This is a genomic window from Photobacterium sp. TLY01 (genome assembly GCF_021432065.1).
Taxonomy (GTDB): domain Bacteria; phylum Pseudomonadota; class Gammaproteobacteria; order Enterobacterales; family Vibrionaceae; genus Photobacterium; species Photobacterium halotolerans_A.
This window is the reverse complement of the sequence record NZ_CP090365.1, coordinates 573,287-594,579: the sequence shown is the minus strand read 5'-3', so window position 1 is coordinate 594,579 and position 21,293 is coordinate 573,287. Positions and strand designations below refer to the sequence as shown.

15 protein-coding genes and 1 tRNA gene are annotated in these 21,293 nt (G+C 48.0%); 9 read left to right on the top strand and 7 right to left on the bottom strand.

Annotated elements, in window-relative coordinates:
* The first annotated feature begins 100 nt into the window (after positions 1-100).
* Positions 101-547: a DUF3429 domain-containing protein gene (locus LN341_RS18170; protein ID WP_234206504.1), complete on the top strand. Its 447-nt coding sequence runs from the start codon at positions 101-103 to the stop codon at positions 545-547.
* A 100-nt stretch (positions 548-647) separates the two neighbouring features.
* Here the strand turns inward: LN341_RS18170 and LN341_RS18165 are convergent, their stop codons facing one another.
* From LN341_RS18165 to LN341_RS18155, 3 genes are all read right to left on the bottom strand, one after another.
* On the bottom strand, positions 648-2,033 hold the full coding sequence (locus LN341_RS18165) for an FAD-binding oxidoreductase (protein ID WP_234206503.1): 1,386 nt from the start codon (positions 2,031-2,033) through the stop codon (positions 648-650).
* 656 nt (positions 2,034-2,689) lie between these two features.
* Positions 2,690-2,780: transfer RNA gene (locus LN341_RS18160), tRNA-Ser, on the bottom strand.
* A 126-nt stretch (positions 2,781-2,906) separates the two neighbouring features.
* Positions 2,907-3,341 carry an NUDIX domain-containing protein gene (locus LN341_RS18155; protein ID WP_234206502.1) on the bottom strand — a complete coding sequence of 145 codons (435 nt, stop codon included), beginning with the start codon at positions 3,339-3,341 and terminating at the stop codon, positions 2,907-2,909.
* A 138-nt stretch (positions 3,342-3,479) separates the two neighbouring features.
* Here LN341_RS18155 and LN341_RS18150 point away from each other — a divergent pair, with 138 nt between their 5' ends.
* The 4 genes from LN341_RS18150 to LN341_RS18135 all read left to right on the top strand — a co-directional run bounded on the left by LN341_RS18150 (position 3,480) and on the right by LN341_RS18135 (position 6,705).
* A complete protein-coding gene (locus LN341_RS18150) occupies positions 3,480-4,607 on the top strand; it encodes a M14-type cytosolic carboxypeptidase (RefSeq protein WP_046220073.1) in 1,128 nt (375 codons plus the stop codon).
* A gap of 270 nt (positions 4,608-4,877) precedes the next feature.
* Positions 4,878-5,081, top strand: a complete 204-nt coding sequence (locus LN341_RS18145; protein ID WP_046220075.1) for a hypothetical protein — start codon at positions 4,878-4,880, stop codon at positions 5,079-5,081.
* A 185-nt stretch (positions 5,082-5,266) separates the two neighbouring features.
* Positions 5,267-5,701 (top strand): thioredoxin TrxC, encoded by a 435-nt coding sequence (gene trxC, locus LN341_RS18140; RefSeq protein ID WP_046220076.1) that lies wholly within the window; start codon positions 5,267-5,269, stop codon positions 5,699-5,701.
* A 152-nt stretch (positions 5,702-5,853) separates the two neighbouring features.
* Complete coding sequence (locus tag LN341_RS18135) at positions 5,854-6,705, top strand: hypothetical protein (protein WP_046220077.1); 852 nt, start codon at positions 5,854-5,856, stop codon at positions 6,703-6,705.
* A 117-nt stretch (positions 6,706-6,822) separates the two neighbouring features.
* Here LN341_RS18135 and LN341_RS18130 read toward each other — a convergent pair whose 3' ends face one another.
* A complete protein-coding gene (locus LN341_RS18130) occupies positions 6,823-8,817 on the bottom strand; it encodes a methyl-accepting chemotaxis protein (protein ID WP_234206501.1) in 1,995 nt (664 codons plus the stop codon).
* A 385-nt stretch (positions 8,818-9,202) separates the two neighbouring features.
* On the opposite strand from LN341_RS18130, the gene LN341_RS18125 reads away from it, so the two are divergent.
* From LN341_RS18125 to LN341_RS18115, 3 genes are all read left to right on the top strand, one after another.
* Positions 9,203-11,350, top strand: coding sequence for a TonB-dependent siderophore receptor (locus LN341_RS18125; protein ID WP_370643789.1), 2,148 nt, complete (start codon positions 9,203-9,205; stop codon positions 11,348-11,350).
* 131 nt (positions 11,351-11,481) lie between these two features.
* Positions 11,482-12,369 carry an SMP-30/gluconolactonase/LRE family protein gene (locus LN341_RS18120; RefSeq protein WP_234206500.1) on the top strand — a complete coding sequence of 296 codons (888 nt, stop codon included), beginning with the start codon at positions 11,482-11,484 and terminating at the stop codon, positions 12,367-12,369.
* A gap of 68 nt (positions 12,370-12,437) precedes the next feature.
* On the top strand, positions 12,438-13,196 hold the full coding sequence (locus LN341_RS18115) for an IclR family transcriptional regulator (RefSeq protein ID WP_234206499.1): 759 nt from the start codon (positions 12,438-12,440) through the stop codon (positions 13,194-13,196).
* 22 nt (positions 13,197-13,218) lie between these two features.
* On the opposite strand, the gene LN341_RS18110 is transcribed toward LN341_RS18115, so the two are convergent.
* The 3 genes from LN341_RS18110 to LN341_RS18100 all read right to left on the bottom strand — a co-directional run bounded on the left by LN341_RS18110 (position 13,219) and on the right by LN341_RS18100 (position 16,909).
* Positions 13,219-13,998 (bottom strand): IclR family transcriptional regulator, encoded by a 780-nt coding sequence (locus LN341_RS18110; protein ID WP_234206497.1) that lies wholly within the window; start codon positions 13,996-13,998, stop codon positions 13,219-13,221.
* An 873-nt stretch (positions 13,999-14,871) separates the two neighbouring features.
* Positions 14,872-15,669 carry an immunity 49 family protein gene (locus LN341_RS18105; RefSeq protein WP_234206495.1) on the bottom strand — a complete coding sequence of 266 codons (798 nt, stop codon included), beginning with the start codon at positions 15,667-15,669 and terminating at the stop codon, positions 14,872-14,874.
* A gap of 1 nt (position 15,670) precedes the next feature.
* Complete coding sequence (locus tag LN341_RS18100) at positions 15,671-16,909, bottom strand: hypothetical protein (protein WP_234206494.1); 1,239 nt, start codon at positions 16,907-16,909, stop codon at positions 15,671-15,673.
* 831 nt (positions 16,910-17,740) lie between these two features.
* Between LN341_RS18100 and LN341_RS18095 the strand changes: the two genes are divergently transcribed.
* A complete protein-coding gene (locus LN341_RS18095; RefSeq protein ID WP_234206492.1) occupies positions 17,741-20,239 on the top strand; it encodes an ATP-binding protein in 2,499 nt (832 codons plus the stop codon).
* The last annotated feature ends 1,054 nt before the right edge of the window (positions 20,240-21,293 follow it).

Genomic DNA, 21,293 nt, shown 5'->3' with positions numbered 1-21,293 from the left:
CCAAAAGACACCACTGCTTTTGGCGAGAGATATTTCCAGAAGCTATAGTCAATACAACAAGGTAAGCGCTTACCTCATGCTTGTTATATAGGATTGGCTCATGCAAGAATCCAACACCATCATGAAAGAACTCGGGTATTTAGGGCTGATCCCGTTTGTCGTCACCGCCTTGCTTGCTGTTGCTGACATCCCCCTGTTTAACTTGTCCGGGCAACAGATGTTCATTGCTTACAGTGCCGTTATCCTGAGCTTTCTCTCCGGAATACTCTGGGGCAATGCCATTGACCATATCTCCCATACACTCAGCCGCAACGCACTGATATTGAGTAATCTGTTTGTGCTGCTGGCCTGGGCGGCCATCCTGCAAGGCCACAAACATGCACTTATCGCGATAGGTTTACTGGCGCTGGGTTATGTTGCCGTCTGGTTTGCCGAGAAGCTCATCCGGCAAACAGAAGGTGAAGTGAACCCTAAAGGATATCAGACCTTACGTGGCAGACTGACTGCTGGGGTGATTGTCCTGCATGGGCTGGTGATGCTGATTTAATTTTCATCAGACGATGCAAACGAGCCTGAAAGAGACAAACGAGACCGCTTCGGGCGGTCTCGCAGACAGGCTTCATGCTTCTTCTTGCAGCAACGTTGGTTTACTCGGGTTTGATATTCTGATTCATTCTGAACAGATTGTGGGGATCGTATTTCGCTTTCAGTGCCACCAGACGCTTGTAGGCTTCACCGTACGCGAAGGCAATCCGATCACTTTCGTCCTGAGTCAGAAAATTAATGTATGCCCCGGCACTGGCGAATGGTTGTGACTGGGTGAAGAATTCCCGTGCCCAGGCGATGCAGGCTTCATCTTCCGCCGCCGTCTCCCAGCGTCCGTGAACATTCATGACATAGCGTGCATCACGACTGGCGTATGCCATGGCATCGGGTGAGACTTTTTCTGTCTGACCACCAATGGTGCCAATAAATATCTCGCAATGCGGTGAGGGCAACTTGCCGGCGAACTCGATCAGCACCTCCAGGACATCATCCGATAAATGGGTAAAGTTGTGCGACTTCCAGTAATTTCTTGCTCCCGGGGCAAGCAAAGGATCAAATGCCTGTTGCCATGCCACATAGGGCTGTACGCCGATGTGCTCACCGTAGGGTGTTCCGAAACTGCGCAGCGGCGCAATCAGTTTCTCGCCCTCATCCGGGTCGCCAAAATAACACAATGCCAGCGCGATCATCTCGCGACCATGAACCGTTTCCGGCAAAAATGGCAAAGGCGGCGCTTTACGGGTCACCATCCAGACATTCAGCGCTTCTGGCATAGATTCGGTAAACCGGGCAAATTGCGTCAGAACGGACTTGGCCTGCTCAAACGGAAAGACGATCAGCCCGCTCAACACATCCGGTCCAACCGGGTGAAGCTGAAACTCGAAACTGGTGACAATGCCGAAGTTACCGCCACCACCTCGCAAGCCCCAGAATAAATCGGCGTTTTCAGTCTCGCTGGCTTTCACCTGCGTGCCTTTGGCAGTGACAACATGGGCGGAAAGTAAATTATCGATCGTCATGCCGTATAAACGGCTTAACCATCCAAAGCCACCGCCCAGGGTCAAGCCTGACACACCCGTGGTTGAATTGATGCCGAACGGAGTCGCAAGGCCGTATTTCTGTACCGCGGCATCCACATCGCCCAGCGTACAGCCCGGCTCCACCATCACCTTTCGGGTATTCGGGTTCACATGCACACCCTTCATCAATGACAGGTCAATCATGATCCCGCCATCACAAACCGCGTTACCTGCAATATTGTGTCCACCGCCGCGCACAGACAGCAGCAGGTCATGCTCACGGGCAAAATTCACCGCCTGAAGCACACATTCTGCCGAAACACAGCGCGCGATAAGCGCTGGTTTACGGTCAATCATCGCGTTCCAGATCTGCCGAACCTCATCATATTCATCATCTTTGGGGACGATCACCTTCCCCTGAAAATGCACCCTGAATTTATCAATGGATGCAGCCTCTAGCTGGCTCATACCCGCCTCCGCGTTATTCATGACCTGAACCACATGCACAGACGACTCACTCATCCGTCAAGTGTTTATGGCGCAGGCGTACCACGGCGGCCCGGACCGGACCCCGTGTCATCAAATCGACTTGTCTATAGAGTAAAACCCATTCGCAGGTGTCGGCGTTGTCCCTTATTGAGACGAAGTACAGGATTAGAGAATCGGGGTTCGGCTCTGCCTGAAACGCTGAGCAGATCTCGTCCAGGTTTCTTTACCCCTATCTCATCTTGCTGTCTCATCTTGCTGTCTCATCTTGCCAAGGTTCAGGCGAAAAAAAACCGCTGACAGTTCAGCGGTTTCTTCGAATGTGGTGGAGCCAGAATGAGGTATAGAGGGATTTTCAAATCCCGGAAAACATCAGCTGAAATCCAATAAAAAAAGCCCCGACTAGGCGTCCCCGTCTGATGACGAGGCTTTCGAATGTGGCGGAGCCAAAACAAGGCATGGGGGGATTTATCACTAGCAAGCTCGCGCCCCTTCGGGCGTTGCCTAAAGGCAACGTGGTCTCGCTTCGCTCGGCTGAAGACTCGCCGTCCGCCCCTTCTAGGCTTCTTCACCCTATCTCATCTTGCCAAAGTTCAGGCGAAAAAAAACCGCTGATAATTCAGCGGTTTCTTCGAATGTGGCGGAGAGATAGGGATTTGAACCCTAGATACGCTATTAACGTATGCCGGTTTTCAAGACCGGTGCTTTCAACCACTCAGCCATCTCTCCGTAAGTGCGGCGAATCATACGTGGGGATGACGGTGCTGTAAAGTAAAAAAAGTTCAAGTGCTCAATAAGCCGCCAGGCGGAATGGTTATTGGTGACTTAACCCTCTTTTTGCGTCATAAACACCGCTTAAGCTAAGTCAGACGCCACAAATCCCTGATACTGACGCGTGTCATTACAGATGATATCGCGCAGAGCAACGGGGTGAAGCTGATGTGCGTCCAGTTGTAACTTGTCTGCCCAGATAAATTCAAGATGGGGCTCTTTTGAAACAATGGCTGCCGGCGCGTCCATCCCGACAATGCGGGCACGAAAAACCAGCGCGATTTCCGTTTGATGCTGACCATTTTCCTGCCAGTCGTTTTCAGCGATCCCGATCAGATCGCCGATCTCTGCGGTGAGCCCGGTTTCTTCCCGAATTTCTCTCGCAACCGCCTGTGCTGCCGCTTCTCCGGCATCAACATGACCGCCAGGAAGAAACGTGAATACCTCCCCAACCCGTTTGACCAGAAGTACTTTTCCCTGCACTTCGATCAGTGCCCGGGATGAATAATGTAATCCCAACCTTGCCACCTCTGTGGTTACTTTACTGTGCACCTAGCTTAACGGTCTGACAATAGCACGGCAAACAGCAGGCTGGTTATGCTCTTGCTATAGTTGTGCTAACCTTCTGCCTTCATTTACCTTACAAGGTTTAGAGAGATGAACATTTTCAGTAACTTCGAAAGCGGCAATATTGATGTTGTAAAAGCCGATCAGCCTGGTGATATTCAGCTGCGAATCAAAAAAGACAACCAATCTGATTTTTACCAGTGGTTTCACTTTCGTCTGGAAACTCAGGCGCAGGTTGAACATGGTTTCGAATTACAGGATTTAGCGAAATCTGCCTACCCGGAAGGCTGGAAAGATTACGATGTCGTGGCATCTTATGACCGTGAAGAGTGGTTCCGCATTCCGGCTGAATTTGACGGTGACACCCTGCGCTTTAAGGTGATTCCTGAACAGCGTTCCATGTATTTCGCCTACTTTGCCCCGTACAGCTACGACAGGCATCTGGATTTGCTGCATCAGGCTCAGATGAACTTCAACTGCGAACTGGAAACCCTGGGCAGCACGCTCGATAACAATGACATCAGCCTGCTGACGGTCGGCGAGCCAGGTGAAGGCAAGAAGAAGATCTGGATCATTGCGCGCCAGCATCCGGGCGAGACCATGGCGGAGTGGTTCATGGAAGGGCTGCTGCAGCGCTTGCTGGATGAAACCGACACTGTCGGCCGTGCGCTGCTAGAGCGTGCCGTCTTTTACATTGTGCCGAACATGAACCCGGATGGCAGCATCAGAGGCCACCTGCGCACCAATGCCGCCGGCATCAACCTGAACCGTGAATGGCTGACCCCCAGCATGGAGAAAAGTCCGGAGGTTTTCCTGGTGCGGGAGCGCATGCTGGAAACCGGCGTTGATATGTTCCTCGATATTCATGGTGATGAAGCCATCCCATACAATTTTGTCGCTGGCTGTGAAGGCATTCCTTCCTATGACGAGCGTCACGCCACGCTGGAACACAACTTTAAACAAGCCTTGCTGACGATTACACCGGAATTTCAGGATGACTATGGCTATGACAAAGATGCACCGGGCGAAGCCAATCTGAGCATGGGCACAGCCTGGGTTGGTGAGCAATTTAAATGTCTGGCGTATACCGTTGAAATGCCGTTTAAAGATCACAACCTGCAACCGGATGCCTTTTATGGCTGGTCGCCGGAACGCAGTCTGGCATTTGGTCAGGACATGTTAGCCGCAGTCCGCGTAGTCGTTGACCAACTGCGCTGATTATGGCTGATTGAGAAATGCAAAAGCCAGTCTCCGGACTGGCTTTTTAGCACTTGGATGGCGCATGATTCAGCCAGTGTTTTTACCGGCTCGAACGGCGAAAGATACTCTGAAAATCGACGCTGTCAAAGCAGTATTTTATCCTGCCCGCGACTTCATCTCACAAATTCGCCTTTGGTCACAAAGCGCAATTTCTTTGCTTTGACGCTGTCTGAAAGCTCTGATAAAGATATGCCTGATCTCGACGCATAGTGCTTTCAGGAGGTAATTGTGTCTATCAACTCACTTGAATATCTGGAAATGGCTGACGCCACTAACAAGTGGGATCAGCAGGACGAATCCGCATCATCTGCTAAAGTTTCTGCTAATAAACGTCAACAAGCTGCCGCACGCCGCCGTATTGAAATGCTGCGTGACATCCGTGAATGCGGATTAACCATTGAGGAAGCCAAAGAGCTGGGTTTGTTACACTAAGCGCCCACAATACATGCTACCGATCTCATCATGGCTAATGTGCTGTCTTGCATTAGCCATGCACTGCCAGCCTCTCATCATCTCACCATCGTTTTTATCTATTGCAATAATTGCCCTGTTCCCTCTTTTCTGAGCGGCATAAAATCAGTACATTGAGCCCATATTGAGACAGATGGAAATTGATGATGTCAACGATCACGACCCGCTGCCCGCATTGCCAGGGCCTGAACCGTATTCCCGTAGAACGCATGAATGACAAAGCCGTCTGTGGTGCATGTAAAGACGCACTGCTCGACGGAAAACCCTTTGAAGGCACCGCCGATAACTTCCAGGCTGTGCTGCAAAGTGAACAGCCCGTTGTGGTTGATTTCTGGGCCCCCTGGTGTAACCCATGCGTGGGTTTTGCGCCAATTTTCGAAGATGTTGCGGCAGAACGAACCGGGCAGGTGCGTTTTGTAAAAATTGATACCGAAGCGCAACAAGCGCTGGCGGCACAATATCGCATTCGCAGTATCCCGACCATTATGCTGTTCAGAGAAGGCAAACTGGTTGATACCCTCAATGGCGCATTGCCGAAATCACATTTCGATCAATGGCTGAATCAGGCGCTGGCTAAATAGCCCTTCCGCACCCATCAGGTCACCACTGACGCGGCATCTTTCTTATTCAAGATACCGCGTCATTGTTAGCCTCTGTATTCCTTCACTTTTTCGAGTACATACCTATACTTAACTTCATAAAATTATGTATTTGGGTTATAGGTGTTGGTGATATGCAAAAGCACTTTTCACGCGCGTGTTTCGCTTTTACAGGCATTGTATTGCTGTCGGGATGCAGCAGTTTATCTTCGCTGGGTTTCAGCAGTGACTACAGCATGTACGACACGGCACAGGATTTCATTGACGAAAATGAAGTTCGCGCCAACGGTGCCGTCGTTGACAAAGGGCAGTATTACCCGAAAAGCGCCTTCTCTTATACCTATCGGTATTGCAGTAACAGCCCTGAGCAGGCCGCGGAAGATATCGCACAGTTCCAGAATCTGGCCCGGCAGGTCTGTGATCTCAATGAGGGACAATTGAATCATCAGGAGACAGGCACCTGGTGCGTCGTCAACACCAATACCGCCGAGGAATTTCCTTTCTTCTCAGCCAGTATCAGCAGCACAGATCAATGGGCAGATCTGTGTCTCGACGGTCCGTTCGTCACGCTGAAAGTGATCGAGAATGATGGCGCGCCGGATGACGAATGGTTGAACTCGGCCATTGTACTGGGTTATCAGCCGTATACTGCCGAACGTAAGCTGTTTGATTCGCCCGCCGAAGCAACTGTACTGATTGAGCCCACCAAAGCACCGGCAGCCAATGGGGCCTGGACAGAAGAAAGCGAACATATCTATACCAGTGTGGGTGAAAATGTCTGTCTGTATGAAAGGCCGCGAAACAGCACGCTGGGTTACACCTATCGTGGCACGGTCCGGAATGCGACTGATGGCAAAGTCAGAGTCCTGGTGACCGAAAAATACAAAGGTGATATCCGGACCGCGCCAACCTTAGAGCGCTTAGACTGGCACGAAGAAGCCTATATCACGGCCAGTGCCAAAGCGTGGTTTGTGTGCTCGTCGTGAATAGACGGCGACTGACCCGGATAGACTCTCCTTCGCAGAAAAAAATGTCACGCTGATGATTTCAAAGGTTAAAAAACCCGGCTGTTGCCGGGTTTCGTTTACTCAACACTGAAATGACTACACCACAAATTTTTGCATGGCGCTGTTGAGTTCATCCACCTGGGATTTGATGGACTGAGAGGTCTGATTGGCATTCTTGCAATTGCCCGACACATCGTCGGCAGAAGAAGACAGCTGGTGCACCAGCTCAGCAACAGACTGCGACACATTCGACTGTTGTTCAGTCGCAACCGCAATATCACTCACCTTCTGCGACACCACCTCCATGTAGCGAACCGTATCTTTGAGCATCTCATTGGCTGTTGCCGTATGCTCTGTGCCCACCTGAACCAGAGACTGACTCTGTTCAATCACCTGGACCACCTGGTGGGTAGACGCCTGCAGGGCTTCAACAATCGCGTTAATCTCTGTGGTCGACTCAGTGGTACGCTGGGCCAGCAGGCGGACTTCATCGGCAACAACCGCAAAGCCGCGGCCTAACTCACCGGCACGGGCCGCTTCTATCGCCGCATTCAGCGCCAGCAGGTTGGTTTGCTCGGCAACCCCCTGAATCACTTCTGTCACATGTTCAATGCGATCACTGTCAGCCCTAAGTTGCTGAACCATGTCGCTGGCCTGCGCCACCAGGGTATTCAGCTCTGTCACTGTCTGCTGGTTTTGATCCAGTGCCTGCTCACCGTTCACCAGCAGAGAAGCCGAGTGAGCCAGATCGTCTGAGGCAGCCTGAGTATTCTGGGCTGTTTCATGGGCCGTGGCGGACATTTCTTCGATCGCTGTCGCTACAGAGTTAATGCGCGACGCCTGATCGCTCACTTCCCCTGCCGTATCGGCATTGGTAGCGAGCAACTGATCCATGCTGGCATTCACTGCGTTCGCTTTGGTCGACACCCCGGTGACTAAGCCAGACAAAGCAACGGACATGCGGTTCACCGCATCAATCAACGCGGCGATTTCATCAGCGCCTTTGTTTACCAGCGCTTTACCTGAGAAATTACCGTGCGATATTTCCTCCGCACGTGTCACGACACGGCTTAAGCGCGAACCAATATCCCGCCCCAACCAGGTGGCAATAAACAAAGAACTTAAGCTGGCAATCACACTGGTGGCAATCAGCAACACCACCACTTTCTGCACGCTGCTGCGAATCGCATCCCCACTTTCGGCCGCAATCACCTGCTGTTCGCGAACCACTGTTTCAATGGTTTGCGCCAGCTGTTCGACAGCAAGCAGGGTTTCTGTTTCCATCTGGTAATTGGCTTTATTCCAGTCCTGCGCCTGGCGGTGCATCACAACGTCTGTCGCCATCGGCAAATACATATTCTGCATTTCTTTAAACAGCGACCAGAGACTTTTCTGGCTGTCGCTCAGGCTGTCCTGCTTGCGGTTAATTTCAGAAACCGCCCGGTTATGATGCCGCAGGTACTCTTCGAACTTGTCCAGATTGTCCTGATCGGCGCTGATCAAAAACGCACGCAATTCACCCAGACCGTTAGATAGCGACGAATAAGCATCTGTCAGCAGCTTCATCAGCCGCTTGCGATCGTCACCAGCAGGATTACTTTCTTCTTCGTTCAGCATGCCCTGCAGCTGATCGAGCGCTACTTCAGCCAGCGGCGCCGCTTCCGATTGCAATAACGTATGCGCGGGCAGGTTTTCCGGTGTGTGGCTCATGGCGGCCACCGCTGTTTCACTGGCTTTCAGCGCTTCCCAGTCGGCTTGCACTAACTGAAATTGCGCTTCACTCAGATGCGCTTGTAAACGGGCGACTTCTTCATCTACTTTGGTAAACGCATCGTCAAGTTGTTGACGGTAACGTTCCTGCCGCGCTTCATCTGCCGCCAGCATATAAGCCCGGAGACTGGACAAGGAGAATTCGGCATTTTGCTGGATTGAACGGCTGGCATCCACAGTGGGAATATCCACATTCAAGAGTGAATAAGCATGGCTTTCCACTTTATTGATCTGGAAATAAAGAATAATTGCTGCGGCTAAAAATAATGCAGTCAACAAGAAAAAGCTGACTCTGAGCTTCCTTGCAATGGATAAATTCATAACTGACAAGTCCGTTTACTTCGTATGTCGGACCAATATAATGATAGCGATACCAATTGTGAACACTTTGTCATCAAAGTATGAATTTTTTCAGCATTACATGTGGTAAACACCCCAAAAATGCACACCAAGTTAAACTAATTGAATAATTATGTCGTTTAATTAACTGGAATATCCCTCCGGCAACTCATCAATTTCCCTATGCATCAAGTCCAGTATTTTGTAGCAAAAATATGATACTGGATGTTTTTTTATTCTGCAGAATTGTCTCATCGCATCAAAAAGGTGATTAAGATCACATACCCTGGGAAGTCGGTAAGTATAATTGCAAATAACAATAATTATTACTTCGTATTTGTTTTACATTCGTTTGGGTATCCGCGTTATGACACAATTATTCAAGCCGAGTCCAAGTGCGCTTGGGCTGGCAATCAAACAGATCTGCCACAAAAGTATTCTGCCGATTTCCTTATTTGCTGTTGCCCTACCGGCATTCGCCGATGAAACAACAAACGGCGTACAGGATGTTGAGCCTGAGACCATGGTGGTGACTGCTTCAGCACTGAAAGTGGAAACACCTTTAGAAGAAACACCGCGTTCAGCAGCTGTTGTTGACCGCGATGAACTGGAAATTCGTCAGGTTCAGAAAGTTGACGAAGCCCTGCGTTACCGAGCTGGTGTGACATCACAACCCTATGGCGCAGACAACGACACAGACTGGATTAAAGTGCGTGGCTTTGATGCTGCCACTTATCTCGATGGTAACCGTTTGTTTAAAGATGGTTATTACGGCTGGATGCTCGAACCTTTCGGCATAGAGCGTGTCGAGGTACTCAAAGGCCCGGCTTCGATTCTGTACGGTGAAGCACCTCCGGGCGGTGTTATCAATGCGGTCAGCAAGCGTCCGACCGACACGCCACAAGGCGAAATCGATCTGCAGGTTGGCAATCGCTCGCACAAACAAATCGGGATTGATATTTCTGACTATGCCAACGAAAACGGTGATGCGCGTTACCGGATTGTCGCTATGGCCAACGAGCGCGATGGGGTGCTGGATGGTACATACAACCAACGTTATTACCTGGCTCCCAGCTTAGCGCTGGATCTGTCTGACCGAACCACGCTGACCTTATTAGCCAGTATCATTGACGATGAAGGCGTGCCAACCAACGGCTTCTTCCCTGCTTATGGTAGCCTGATCGATACCCCGCAAGGCAAACTGGATCCAAGCACGAATTTGGGTGAGCCCGGTTACGACATCAATGAAAAAACGCAATTCTCGCTTGGATATGCCCTTGAACACGAGTTCAACGATACCTGGACACTGAAACAAAATGCCAATTACGGGCATATTGATATGCTGCTTCGCAGTTCTTATGTCTTCTCAGCACCTGCAGTTGACTCGAATGGAAATATCATAGACCCGAACGTTTATAACCGAGGCTTGGTCTACCGTGATGGCTCTGTTGACAGCTTCAGTCTGGATACACAAACTGTCGGCCGCTTCTACACCGACCGTACCGAACAAACACTGTTGCTGGGTCTTGATCTCCAAACCCATAAAAACGAAGGTAAAGAAAAAGACGATTACGCCTTTGGTGGTCCGATTGATATTTTCAATCACACACCGGGTAACTTCACGCCAGTGGATCCAAGTACGCTGACTTCACGCACCATTGGTAAAGAGCAGGCGGGTCTGTACGCACAACACCAAATCAAGCTTGATGGACAGTGGGTCATGCTGCTTGGCGGACGCTACGATTATGTGAAAACCGAGAACAACAATAAAACGTCCGGTACAAAAGAGAAGCGGGATGATAGCCAGCTCTCTCTGAACGGCGGTCTGATGTATCTGGCCAGCAATGGTTTCGCGCCTTACGTCAGTTACTCAGAATCATTTGAAGTCCTGACCACAGTGGATCCTGCGACTGGCAAACTTTACAAACCGCTTGAAGGTCAGCAAACCGAAGTGGGTGTAAAATACACACCAGAATTTATTGATGGTTATCTGAACCTTGCCTTGTTCGACATTACACAGAAAAACGCGCTGGTGACGAATCCGGCTACCTATGTAAAAACCCAAACCGGTGAGGCGACCTCGCAGGGTGTGGAAGTCGAAGGTATTGGTTACCTGACAGATAACCTGAAACTGACTGCCAGCTACACCTATACCGATGCACGGACCGACGAAACCTATGGTAAAGGCAAAGAACAGCGAGCCGCTCTGATACCGCGTCACGCCGCATCAGCCTGGCTGGACTATGACTTCACCACAGAGCTGTTACAAGGCCTGACGCTGGGCGGTGGTGTTCGTTATAACGGTGAAACCGTCGACAACCCGGCCAGCAGCAATCGAACCGTGCCGTCCTATACCCTGGTAGATGCCGTTGCGCGCTATAACATCAACAACCAATGGCAGGCTCAGCTGAACGTCAACAACCTGTTTGACGAAACCTATGTGTCCAGCTGTGACTACTACTGTTACTACGGTGAAGAGCGCAGTGTGATTGCCACCCTGAATTACCGCTGGTAATGCGTTCAAACGCAACATGACCACCCAAACCCTGCTCTGTGAGCAGGGTTTTGTTTTTGCAACACCATCTGTTCACATGCGCAACAATTAATCTATATTGATACATAAAATATCATTATGAGAGATTAATCATGAACAATCCCTTCATTCAAACCCTCTGTCACATCCCTTGCGAAATTGGCGAGTCGCCAATCTGGCTGGCTTCAGCGCAGACCCTGTTCTGGGTCGATACCGAAGATCACCGCATCCACCAGTATTCTCTGGCAACAAAAACCCATCGCGCCACCGAAGTGCCGGTTGCAGTCACGGCCATTGCCCCAGCGCGCTCGGGCTGGCTCGCCGCCACCAAAACCGGTTTATACCGCTGCCAGGCAGATTTCACTGGCTTTGAGTTTATCGCCGACCCGACCGAAGGGCTGCCCGGCATCCGGCTGAACGATGCAGTCAACTGCCCGAACGGCGATCTCTGGTTTGGCTCGATGAATGAAGCCCATTTGGAGCAAGCCGATGGCTGTCTGTACCGGTATGAGGCAGGCACCCATCGCATCAGCCAGATCGATAGCGACTATGCCGTGGCCAATGGCATCGCGTTTAACGCCACATTGAAACGCGCCTACGTGGCCAACATGTTCCGCGGGCAGGTAATTGAGCTGCAGATGAGTGATGACTGGACTGCTGTGCTGAATAAACGTGTCTTGATTCAGTTGCCGGAACAAGAAGGCCTGCCCGACGGACTGACCACAGATGCACACGGGAACCTTTATGTGTGCCACTGGAACAAAGGCGCGGTCAGTGTCTACAACCCGCAAGGCCATTGCATTCACCTGGAAGAATTGCCGGTTAAACACGCGACCCGGTGCACCTTTGGCGGAGACAGGCTCGACATGCTGTTTGTCACCACGGGCTGGTATGGCATGTCGGAGCAAGACAGAAGTGAGCAACCACTTTCTGGCTGCACCTTTGTGCTGCCCGCTCCGTTCAGCGGCAAAGCAGACAGCTTTTTCTCTGGCTCGCTGTAAAATCAAACTTTTAGCGTATGCGCATACCCGCTATAATCGCTGAAAACAGCAGAAACAGGATTCAGCTCATGGAAAACAAAGCCAACGCCGTCAGTCGCATTGTGGAAATCATTACCCAAAGCGCCAGACAGGAACAGCCGGTTCCGCTGCCGGAGCTGATTTTCCATTCTGAGATCCCAAAACCCACCTATCACCGTCTGGTTCAGCAACTCGATGACGAAACGTTTCTGACGGCCGATGAACGCGGCAACGTGTACCCCGGTGCCGAACTCAAGCGTATTGCCCTCAACCTGAACAGTAACAATGAGCGGAAAGCACAACTTCAGGCAATATTGCACGGCTTGTCGCGGCGCGTGAAAGAAACCTGTGGGATTGCGATTCCGGACGGCCATGACATGGTGTACCACGAACGGATTCAGACCAACTGGCCGCTGCAGATTGTCCTCCCCATCGGGATGAAAACCCCGATCTGGGCAACCGCCAGCGGTAAGTTGTTTCTGAGCTCGCTGCCCAAGACGCAGCGAGAACGCATTATCGGCCAGCTGGAGATGACCAAGCTGGCCAAGAATACCCATACCGACCACGATGCCCTGGAGCAGGAATTAAAAGTCATCCGCGGACGTCAGGTGAGTGTGGATAACGAAGAATTTATCGACGGACTGGTGGCGGTGGCGATTCCGGTCAAATCTGCCGACGGCAAATTTCTGGCATCCCTGTTTTGCCACTGCCCGAAAACACGCAAATCTCTGGACCAGTTACTGACGTATTTGCCGGATCTCGAACGGACCCGGGATCAGTTGCAGGGCTATATTCGCGAACTGACCTGATCACAGCTCAGGCTGCTGCCGGCTAATCGCCGGTCAGCATCATCGCCATAATCTCATCTGCAGCTTCTTGCATCAGCGGCACAAAGGTTTCCAGATCCAGCAGGGAGTGACGGACAACCGGGCTGTGACAGAACAGGAACCCCAGCAGCAAGCCATCGCGGGCAATCGGCACGGAAACCGCAGCCATACCATCAATGAATTCGCCATTATCCCGGCCATAATCCAGTTCACGGATAACAGCCAGCTCATGCTCAAGCTGTGCTTTATCAACCAGGGTATGCTCGGTGAAGACTTCCAGCGCAATGTTATCCAGAATCACCCGGCGCACACTGTCGGGCAAGGTCGCCAGATACAATTTGCCGGACGCTGTCGCCGCCAGCGGCACTGAGCTGCCGACCGGCAGGCTGATCTGCAAAGGCCAGTTGGTCTGAACCCGCTCAAAGTACAGCATTTCGATGCCGTTCGGCACAGAGATGCCACAGGTTTCGCCAATCAGCGCCGAGAGCCTTTCCAGCACTTTCAGGCGCTGTGACTCAAACACCTTGTTGCGCAGCACGGCCAGCGCCATTTGTCTGAACTCGGGTCCGGCAATGACTTTTCTCAGCATGTTTTCGCGCAGAATGCCAAGATCCTTTAACTGGGCCAGCAGTTTCGCAGTCGCCAGTTTGGGGAGATCCATCGCCTCAGCCAGTTCATTCTGATCGTACTGGCCTTCGTGCTCGGAAATAAAGGATAAAATCCGTAAGACACGCTCAATCGTCGAGCCTTTTTCTTTTCGGGTAATGGGCTTACTTGTGCTCATAATGATTCTTAGAGTGTTGTTTCAGTTCAGGTTATACGGATCATTCTGGGTGATCAATATTAGGTTCGGGAAGTGGGGTGTGTTCTCTTTAAAGTCTGTCTGGTATGTCGCGCTTGGGTTCAGTGCTTCCCTCGCCATGGTGTGGCGCGCGCCAGACACTCTTTGCTGGCTCAAAGAGTGCCCAGAAATGCCTGTTTGTCCGTTGCTGTTGTCCGGGACGGTTGTAGGCGCTCCCGGCGCCGACAACCTAAAAATTCGTCCTGAATTTTTCCCTGGGGAAATGGTTTTATGTGATTTCTGGGGGCTGTGGTTGGTGCTTTAAGTAAGACATGAAGGTATGTCGCGCTTACGTTCCGTGCCAATTTCAGCATATTAGTATGCGCGCCAGACACTCTTTGCTGGCTCAAAGAGTGCCCAGAAATGCCTGTTTGTCCGTTGCTGTTGCCCGGGCCGGTTGTAGGCGCTCCCAGCGCCGACAACCTAAAAATTCGTCCTGAATTTTTCCCTGGGGGAGTGGGTTTCTTGTGATTGTTGAGGTGCTGTGGCTGGAGGTTTGCGTGAGGCTTGAAGGTATGTCGCGCTTACGTTCCGTGCCAATTTCAGCATTTTAGTATGCGCGCCAGACACTCTTTGCGGGCACAAAGAGTGCCCAGAAATGCCTGTTTGTCAATTGCTGTTGTCCGGGCCGGTTGTAGGCGCTCCCGGCGCCGACAACCTGAAAATTCGTCCTGAATTTTTCCCTGGGGATGTGGGTTTCTTTGGTTTCGAAACTGGTTTTTGGACATTGTCGAGTTACGAATCATAGAGCATCCAGAGTGGTCAAATTATCTTTGCCACTACAGACAAAAAAGCTCAAGCTAAGCAATAAACACCTCAAAGCAAAGCTGATGGAATCAGAGGATGTTTGTCTTCATACGTCAAGCCATAGCGACGGGCCAATTTAATTAGGCCTACAGCAATCAGGCATACATAAGCCCCAGGCATATCACGCATTTCACCTTTTGATTCCTTTTCATAATTTTTCAACAGCAGACCCAAAGCTTCATCAAAGGTATTTTGTTCTTTCCGGACGATACCCCAAAGTCCCAGATTAATGACATAAGTTCTTGCCCGCCAGCCACCTTTCACTGGGTGGACTTGACTGTGGTCAAGAGCAATTTTCAAGACTGCTTCAGCAGCAGCATCTTTGTCTTCATCCATCATGAAGCATAGCGCCCGGACTGTCTGAACCATTTCTAAAGATTCGGTATCATTTTCAATTGATTCCATCAGACGTACGAAGCGTAAATTGTCTTTATTGAATCCTTCATCATCCAAAGCTGCCATCGCATAAAGTTGAGCCGTTGTTTCTGGCAGACTCATATAATGATTTTGCCCTGGCTTCGCTGTTTGATGTCGCAAGTCGCAATGTTCGTCATATGCCATACGGTATGGAACGATGCCGTATTCTACGGACAGATAGAGTGCTTCACGGGCTTTGTCTTTGTCGCCGAGCAGTGCCTGACATATAGCGATATCTTGATAATATTCTCCCTTTGTTCTGTACAAACCCTCCAAAGGAAGATTATGTTTTTCCCGGAACCCTTCCTGTGCAAGACGGTCTTTGCGTGCTAATGACTCATAGCTATCTTCTATCCAGTCATTAATCGATTCGATTGTTGGTTGTTTCATGTTATCGGTTCCTAAAGCTTTCCTTGATCATTTCCCGAGATTCGTCGTAATGTTCAATCTGGAAATTATCAATTGTATCAACTATGTTGCCCATGGCATCCTGTTCATAAACACGAACATTCCCAGATGTGATATCTGTATTAACAACTAAATGCCGCTTATTGCCTTCGAGATCTTCAATTTCAGCCCATAAGCCGATTTCAGATTGGGTGTATGGGCCACCTTGTCGATTGGATGGAATGCCAACTTTTCTTCGCTTTCTTTTTATGGTGCTACCACGAAGTCTATTTTTAGCCGAAGACCCTTGCTTCATATTACTCGTATTGACTGCTACAGCCTTGCTAGGGCCAGAGGTTGCCTTACTTTCGATTTCTACCAACATGCAGTCTTTATCCAGGCCAATACAATCTGGCCCGTGATACCGGTTGATATAATCCGGGTGGTTGGTAATACCAAGCCGTTGTTTAGCATGTTCCATACCCAACTGGCCAATTGCTTCTTCCACACTCCGGGCATCGCGGATCGCCGCCGTGACGAGATCTTTCAGCATCCCCGGATTGGTTGCTAATTTGAAAACCCCTTTCCCGCCACTCGCGGCCAGACTAAAAATGGGAACTATGGCATGATAGCTCTCATGCCGCTTCAGGAAATCAGCCCCCTCCTGCTCCAGTTCCCCATCAATTTGAACCGCCTTATGAGCACTGTCGATATAAACTTGTGAGACCTCCTTTGGACTCAATACTTCCCCAGTTTCCGTGCTGGTGGCAACAATGACACCTTCATCAGCCAGGTGTTCGCCTAATTGGGCAGCCTGGTGCCTGACAAAGTCGTTTACGAACTGCTTACCGGCGCCCACAGCACGCGAGGCGACCTCAGATACCGCCTCGTAAATATTTGTATCTGGGTCGAAGGGAGCGTAATTCGCCTTAACATGCCGGGTTGTCCGTGCAGTTCTCTGCAAAGACCGAATTCGACTGGAAAATCCGAAAGGTAAATGCGATTTCAGATTACCTGAAGCATCATACAAGTCGCCTCTGTCCCCCAGCACAAGCAGATCTCCACTCTGAATTTTGCGAAGGATGTCATCACGTGATTTTCCGTCTTGCAACGGCAGCCCATCGACACCTTTAACCTGAATACCGAATTCGCCCCGAATGTGCCACATCGCACTGTCTGGGCTGAGAACCCGATGTAAATCACTCAGCGATAACCTGTGTGATTCAATTAACTCATAGCGCATACTCATCGCCTCTTCTATTACTGCCCTTGACAGCAGCAACACCTAACAGGGATAAAAACCACGTAGAAACAAGGCATAAAAATAGCATTTTGATGGGATATTAGGCAGATGACAAAATGAAGGGGAACACAGTGAAAATGCAAGATACATCTGGCAGATTTACTACAACTATTGGTTTGTGACGGAAATCACGCAAGGCAAGGGTTTATCATAACTGTATATAACTGCATGGTCAGTTCTGTCATCCAGACAGTGTTAGCATTCGCAAAAATAAGAGAAAACCTGACCGTATATTTGATGACGAGTAATTGCCCTAACTCGTTTCGGTGCAATAACGAGTTTCAAACCAAATGATTCCCTAGAGAAGTGGGTTTCTTGTAATTTTTGGGGTGCTGTGGCTGGAGGTTTGCGTGAGGCTTGAAGGTATGTCGCGCTTGAGTTTAGTGCTTCCCTCGCCACGGTGTGACGCGCGCCAGACACTCTTTGCTGGCTCAAAGAGTGCCCAGAAATGCCTGTTTGTCCGTTGATCTTGTCCGGGCCGGTTGTAGGCGCTCCCGGCGCCGACAACCTAAAAATTCATCCATGAATTTTTCCCTAGAGTAGTGTAAGTGCTAGCAAACTCGCTTTTGGACAGAAACATGTCAGTACCATTGCTAAATTAGTACATAACGGATTAAGTTAGGTATTGCAAAGCCTCAAAATAAGTAGACAAAGTCGATTAGCCACCACACTTCACAACAATTACTAAAACGCGGCGGGGTTGACCCATACCTTCTTAGTCATTTAATATCATAAAAAAATCAGGATACTACTTCTTTACGGACAAATTTGATGGATATCGAATTAATAAAAAACAATATCAATCACATGATTGGCGAAGGTACTATTTCCGAGATAGTACTTAACGAACTGATCGATACATCTGGTAATGTTGTGCCACTTGAAACCATATTGTGGGATTACAAACTTACTTTTGACTCTTCATCCAATGGTTACAAAAAAACTCTTAAAAGCATTGTTAGCCTTTATAACACCTATGGTGGTTACATCATTTATGGCATTGATGAATTAATTAAAGATACAAAATTTCAAGCAGTCGGTATTGAAGCAAATCAGATTGATTTACAAAAGCTTCGTGGGCAATTTGATAAGTACTTTGGACGTAGAATCTCTATTGCTTATCAAGAGATAAAGCTAACAGTAAGCGGCACAGAAAAATTATTCGGTATTCTTTATGTACCCAAAAGAAAACACTATGAAAGGTCTTTGTCCCCGATTATAGATGCAAGTGATGGGAAAAAATCCATATTAGACAAGTTTGCAATTTATTTTCGCACAGAGGATGAATGTAAGCAGGTTGTAAGTAATGACGATTTTGTATTCATTTCTAGCCCGAGAGCGTTTTCAGAAATAGAACGCTCCAAAGTCCTACCTCAGACATTTATACAAAATAATTTACCAGATAAATCTTTTATTTGTCCTGTGTTTGTTGGCCGATTTACAATCCTAGAAGAGCTGTGGGCTTGGTTAGCAGATGATCTACAGCATTCTAAAGTACTTGCAGCCGACGGCGGTAAGGGGAAAACCTCGATAGCTTATGAGTTTTGTCAGTTATTGATAAATTCTAGGGTAGAGGGTATCGAACAAATAATCTGGTTAACAGCTAAAAGTAAACAATTTAAGGCTGGTTTCAATCAATATATTGGCATGCCTGAAACCCACTATAATGATCTCGATACACTTTTAATCGAAATATGTTTGAGAACAGGTTCGCTACCTAGTGAATTGGATGACCTATCAACCAATCAGTTAATTAAACTAGCAAAGAGAAATTTGGAAGACTATCCATCTTTTGTGGTTATTGATGATGTTGATTCAAATATCCCCGATGAGCAAAAACGCATACTAGAAGCAGCTCGATTAATTTCATCTGAGCGCTCAAAAGTACTATTGACCACACGAGTTAACACTATTTATTCTGCTGATACATCGATTGTCGTCCCTGGTATGATGGGAGAAGAGTATACAGATCTTGTAGCCAGTTTATGTTCACGTCTAAGTTTGCCAAGGCTTAATGATAGGAATATAAGAAAGCTTGAGGCTGCGTCTGAAGGCTCCCCGTTATTTACAGAATCTATACTAAGGTTATATAAACTTGGTAGCTCATTAAATGATGCTATTAGCGAATGGGAAAATAAAAGTGGCGAGGCAGTTAGAGAAGCGGCTTTGAAAAAAGAAGTAAGTGAACTGTCTGTCAATGCAAAGAGAGTGCTAGCTACAGTATGTTCTGTCGGTAGTTGTTCAAAGACAGAGTTGCATCAAATGACAGAGCTTGAACGTATAGAAATAAGTGATGCTCTTCAAGAGTTAGATTTATTATTCCTTTTAAATAGTGTACCGTTTATTGAATCTGAACCACGCTTTGAGTCTTCATCTTCGATATCAAATTTGGTTTTAAGCCTAATAGATCAACTTCTACCTGATGCAAAAGCATTTTTACAACGAGTGAGTCGTGTTTCTCATGGCTTACAGTCTAACTCTAAAAAATATCAACCAAGAGTTGGAGAGGCCGTTAGACAGTGTAACGCTTTGTTAAAGGAGAACAAGTTCAGTGAAGCAAGAGAAACATTAAGTGCGCTTATTCAGCTTCCTGAATATAAAGAAAACAAAGATTTACATTTTCTTTCTGCTGCAATTGAATTCGCAGATCCAGACGCTGACAAAGGAGTTATTAGCGCAGCTTTCCATAACGCATATGCTAAAGGACAGAGAAAAGTAGACTTTTTTGAGCAATGGTATACTCATGTAGTTGAACATGAATCTTCTGCAACTATTTTAGAAGTATGTCAATTAGCTAATAATTCAGGACTCAATTATGCTCGCTGGGCTGATCGTTATCTTTCAGTAGCCAAAAGTATTGCAGATACATCACCAAATGTTCGTTCAGCTTTGGACACTTTGCACAACGCATTTGAGAGCTATGTGAAAACTAAACGGAGTCGTAGAGACCGTGAGAAGTTCAAGTCCGAAAGTCAACAAGTGTTAAATCGTTTGGTTGATATTTGTGATAGGCTTTCTGCTATCGACAAGAAGGCGAAGATATTAATATTTGCAATCAATGCCGGTGACATTAGTTCAAAGACTTGTCAGGATTTAATTACGACATCAAAACAATTAAGACAGTCTAAAAGTAATGATTCACAATTGTTAGATCGTATGTTCGCTTGCCTTTCAGAAACACAAGATCTTCTCAAAGAACAGAGAAACCCTAGAACAACACTAATTTCTTCATTTAATGAAGAGCTGCTTGAGCATACAGTGATGGAATAATATTCATTTTAGAAGAGTTTTATCAAAATCTATTTAAATGAAGTTTGTTAGTAATGTTTGCTCTGAACAAACGTTGCTAACAAACAGGACTACTTAATTTCTGTGTAATTGTCTAAACTCAAGCGTATGCGCCCCATGATCTGGTAAGATCTAGTATTCATAGACACGTTAAATGAGTTTTGGACAGACTTTATTGGAATCGAACATACTATATTGTCTTCCGACAACCATGCTGCGCCGCAGCCAAGGAAATCAATGCTCCAAGAGTTTGAAAAATACGCGGAATATCTCAGGAACGATTGATTATCAGGTAACAGTTTGAATCAAAAAGCATTGGTCTGAATCTGAAATTCAGTACCCCATACTAACGCAAGTGAGAGAGCAGCAACTGTAAGGTTTGTCTTGATGTGATTTTTCTTCATAAGCTTTGCCTCATGTTTAGTTTTTGTCTTTTTTGTCTTTTTCTCTTCGTTTGTGTTTCGAGTTAGTGGCAGGCTTGCTTTTAAACAAGCTTCGATCTTCATGTGTTCGGTGATGTTATACGTTGCACAGATGCTGCCTTCGATTGCGCTTTCAGACCAATGCATTCTAATAGAGTAATTATAACATCTTTTCTTTGGGTATAAACATAGGCCATAAAACAATATGCGTAGGTACATCCACTCTAATACAAAGTGAACCAAGTCTAAAAAGCTAACAACTTCATGCTGTCGCCATAATCATGGTGAGAGCATACTAACTTACTCGCTCAGAAAATGAACACCTCGTGCATTTATTGAACTTAAAATTTTTCATCTTCTCGGCAATTTTCGTAAAAATTGGCCTAGATTTTAAGCTCGTTCACCACTTGAACAAGAATTGAACGAAGTATGCTCGCGCCCTGTCGCAATAATGGCTTGCGTTGGGGGGACACGACTGAGATAGCCGAAAGGTATAAATTAAAAAAGCAAGTCAAGACTCCATCGGTGATGAGTGATGGAATAAATAACCTAAATTGGAAAGGGGCAATAACGAGTTACAAGCCCAAACAGTTCCACTCCCCCAGGGAAAAATT

Excerpts from the sequence above, each read along its gene's own strand:
- LN341_RS18170 (WP_234206504.1), top strand. The coding sequence starts at position 101 with ATGCAAGAATCCAACACCATCATGAAAGAACTCGGGTATTTAGGGCTG.
- LN341_RS18125 (WP_370643789.1), top strand. The coding sequence starts at position 9,203 with ATGACACAATTATTCAAGCCGAGTCCAAGTGCGCTTGGGCTGGCAATC.
- LN341_RS18165 (WP_234206503.1), bottom strand. The coding sequence starts at position 2,033 with ATGAGCCAGCTAGAGGCTGCATCCATTGATAAATTCAGGGTGCATTTT.
- trxC (WP_046220076.1), top strand. The coding sequence starts at position 5,267 with ATGTCAACGATCACGACCCGCTGCCCGCATTGCCAGGGCCTGAACCGT.
- LN341_RS18110 (WP_234206497.1), bottom strand. The coding sequence starts at position 13,998 with ATGAGCACAAGTAAGCCCATTACCCGAAAAGAAAAAGGCTCGACGATT.
- LN341_RS18135 (WP_046220077.1), top strand. The coding sequence starts at position 5,854 with ATGCAAAAGCACTTTTCACGCGCGTGTTTCGCTTTTACAGGCATTGTA.
- LN341_RS18105 (WP_234206495.1), bottom strand. The coding sequence starts at position 15,669 with ATGAAACAACCAACAATCGAATCGATTAATGACTGGATAGAAGATAGC.
- LN341_RS18100 (WP_234206494.1), bottom strand. The coding sequence starts at position 16,909 with ATGCGCTATGAGTTAATTGAATCACACAGGTTATCGCTGAGTGATTTA.
- LN341_RS18150 (WP_046220073.1), top strand. The coding sequence starts at position 3,480 with ATGAACATTTTCAGTAACTTCGAAAGCGGCAATATTGATGTTGTAAAA.
- LN341_RS18115 (WP_234206499.1), top strand. The coding sequence starts at position 12,438 with ATGGAAAACAAAGCCAACGCCGTCAGTCGCATTGTGGAAATCATTACC.
- LN341_RS18120 (WP_234206500.1), top strand. The coding sequence starts at position 11,482 with ATGAACAATCCCTTCATTCAAACCCTCTGTCACATCCCTTGCGAAATT.
- LN341_RS18095 (WP_234206492.1), top strand. The coding sequence starts at position 17,741 with ATGGATATCGAATTAATAAAAAACAATATCAATCACATGATTGGCGAA.
- LN341_RS18130 (WP_234206501.1), bottom strand. The coding sequence starts at position 8,817 with ATGAATTTATCCATTGCAAGGAAGCTCAGAGTCAGCTTTTTCTTGTTG.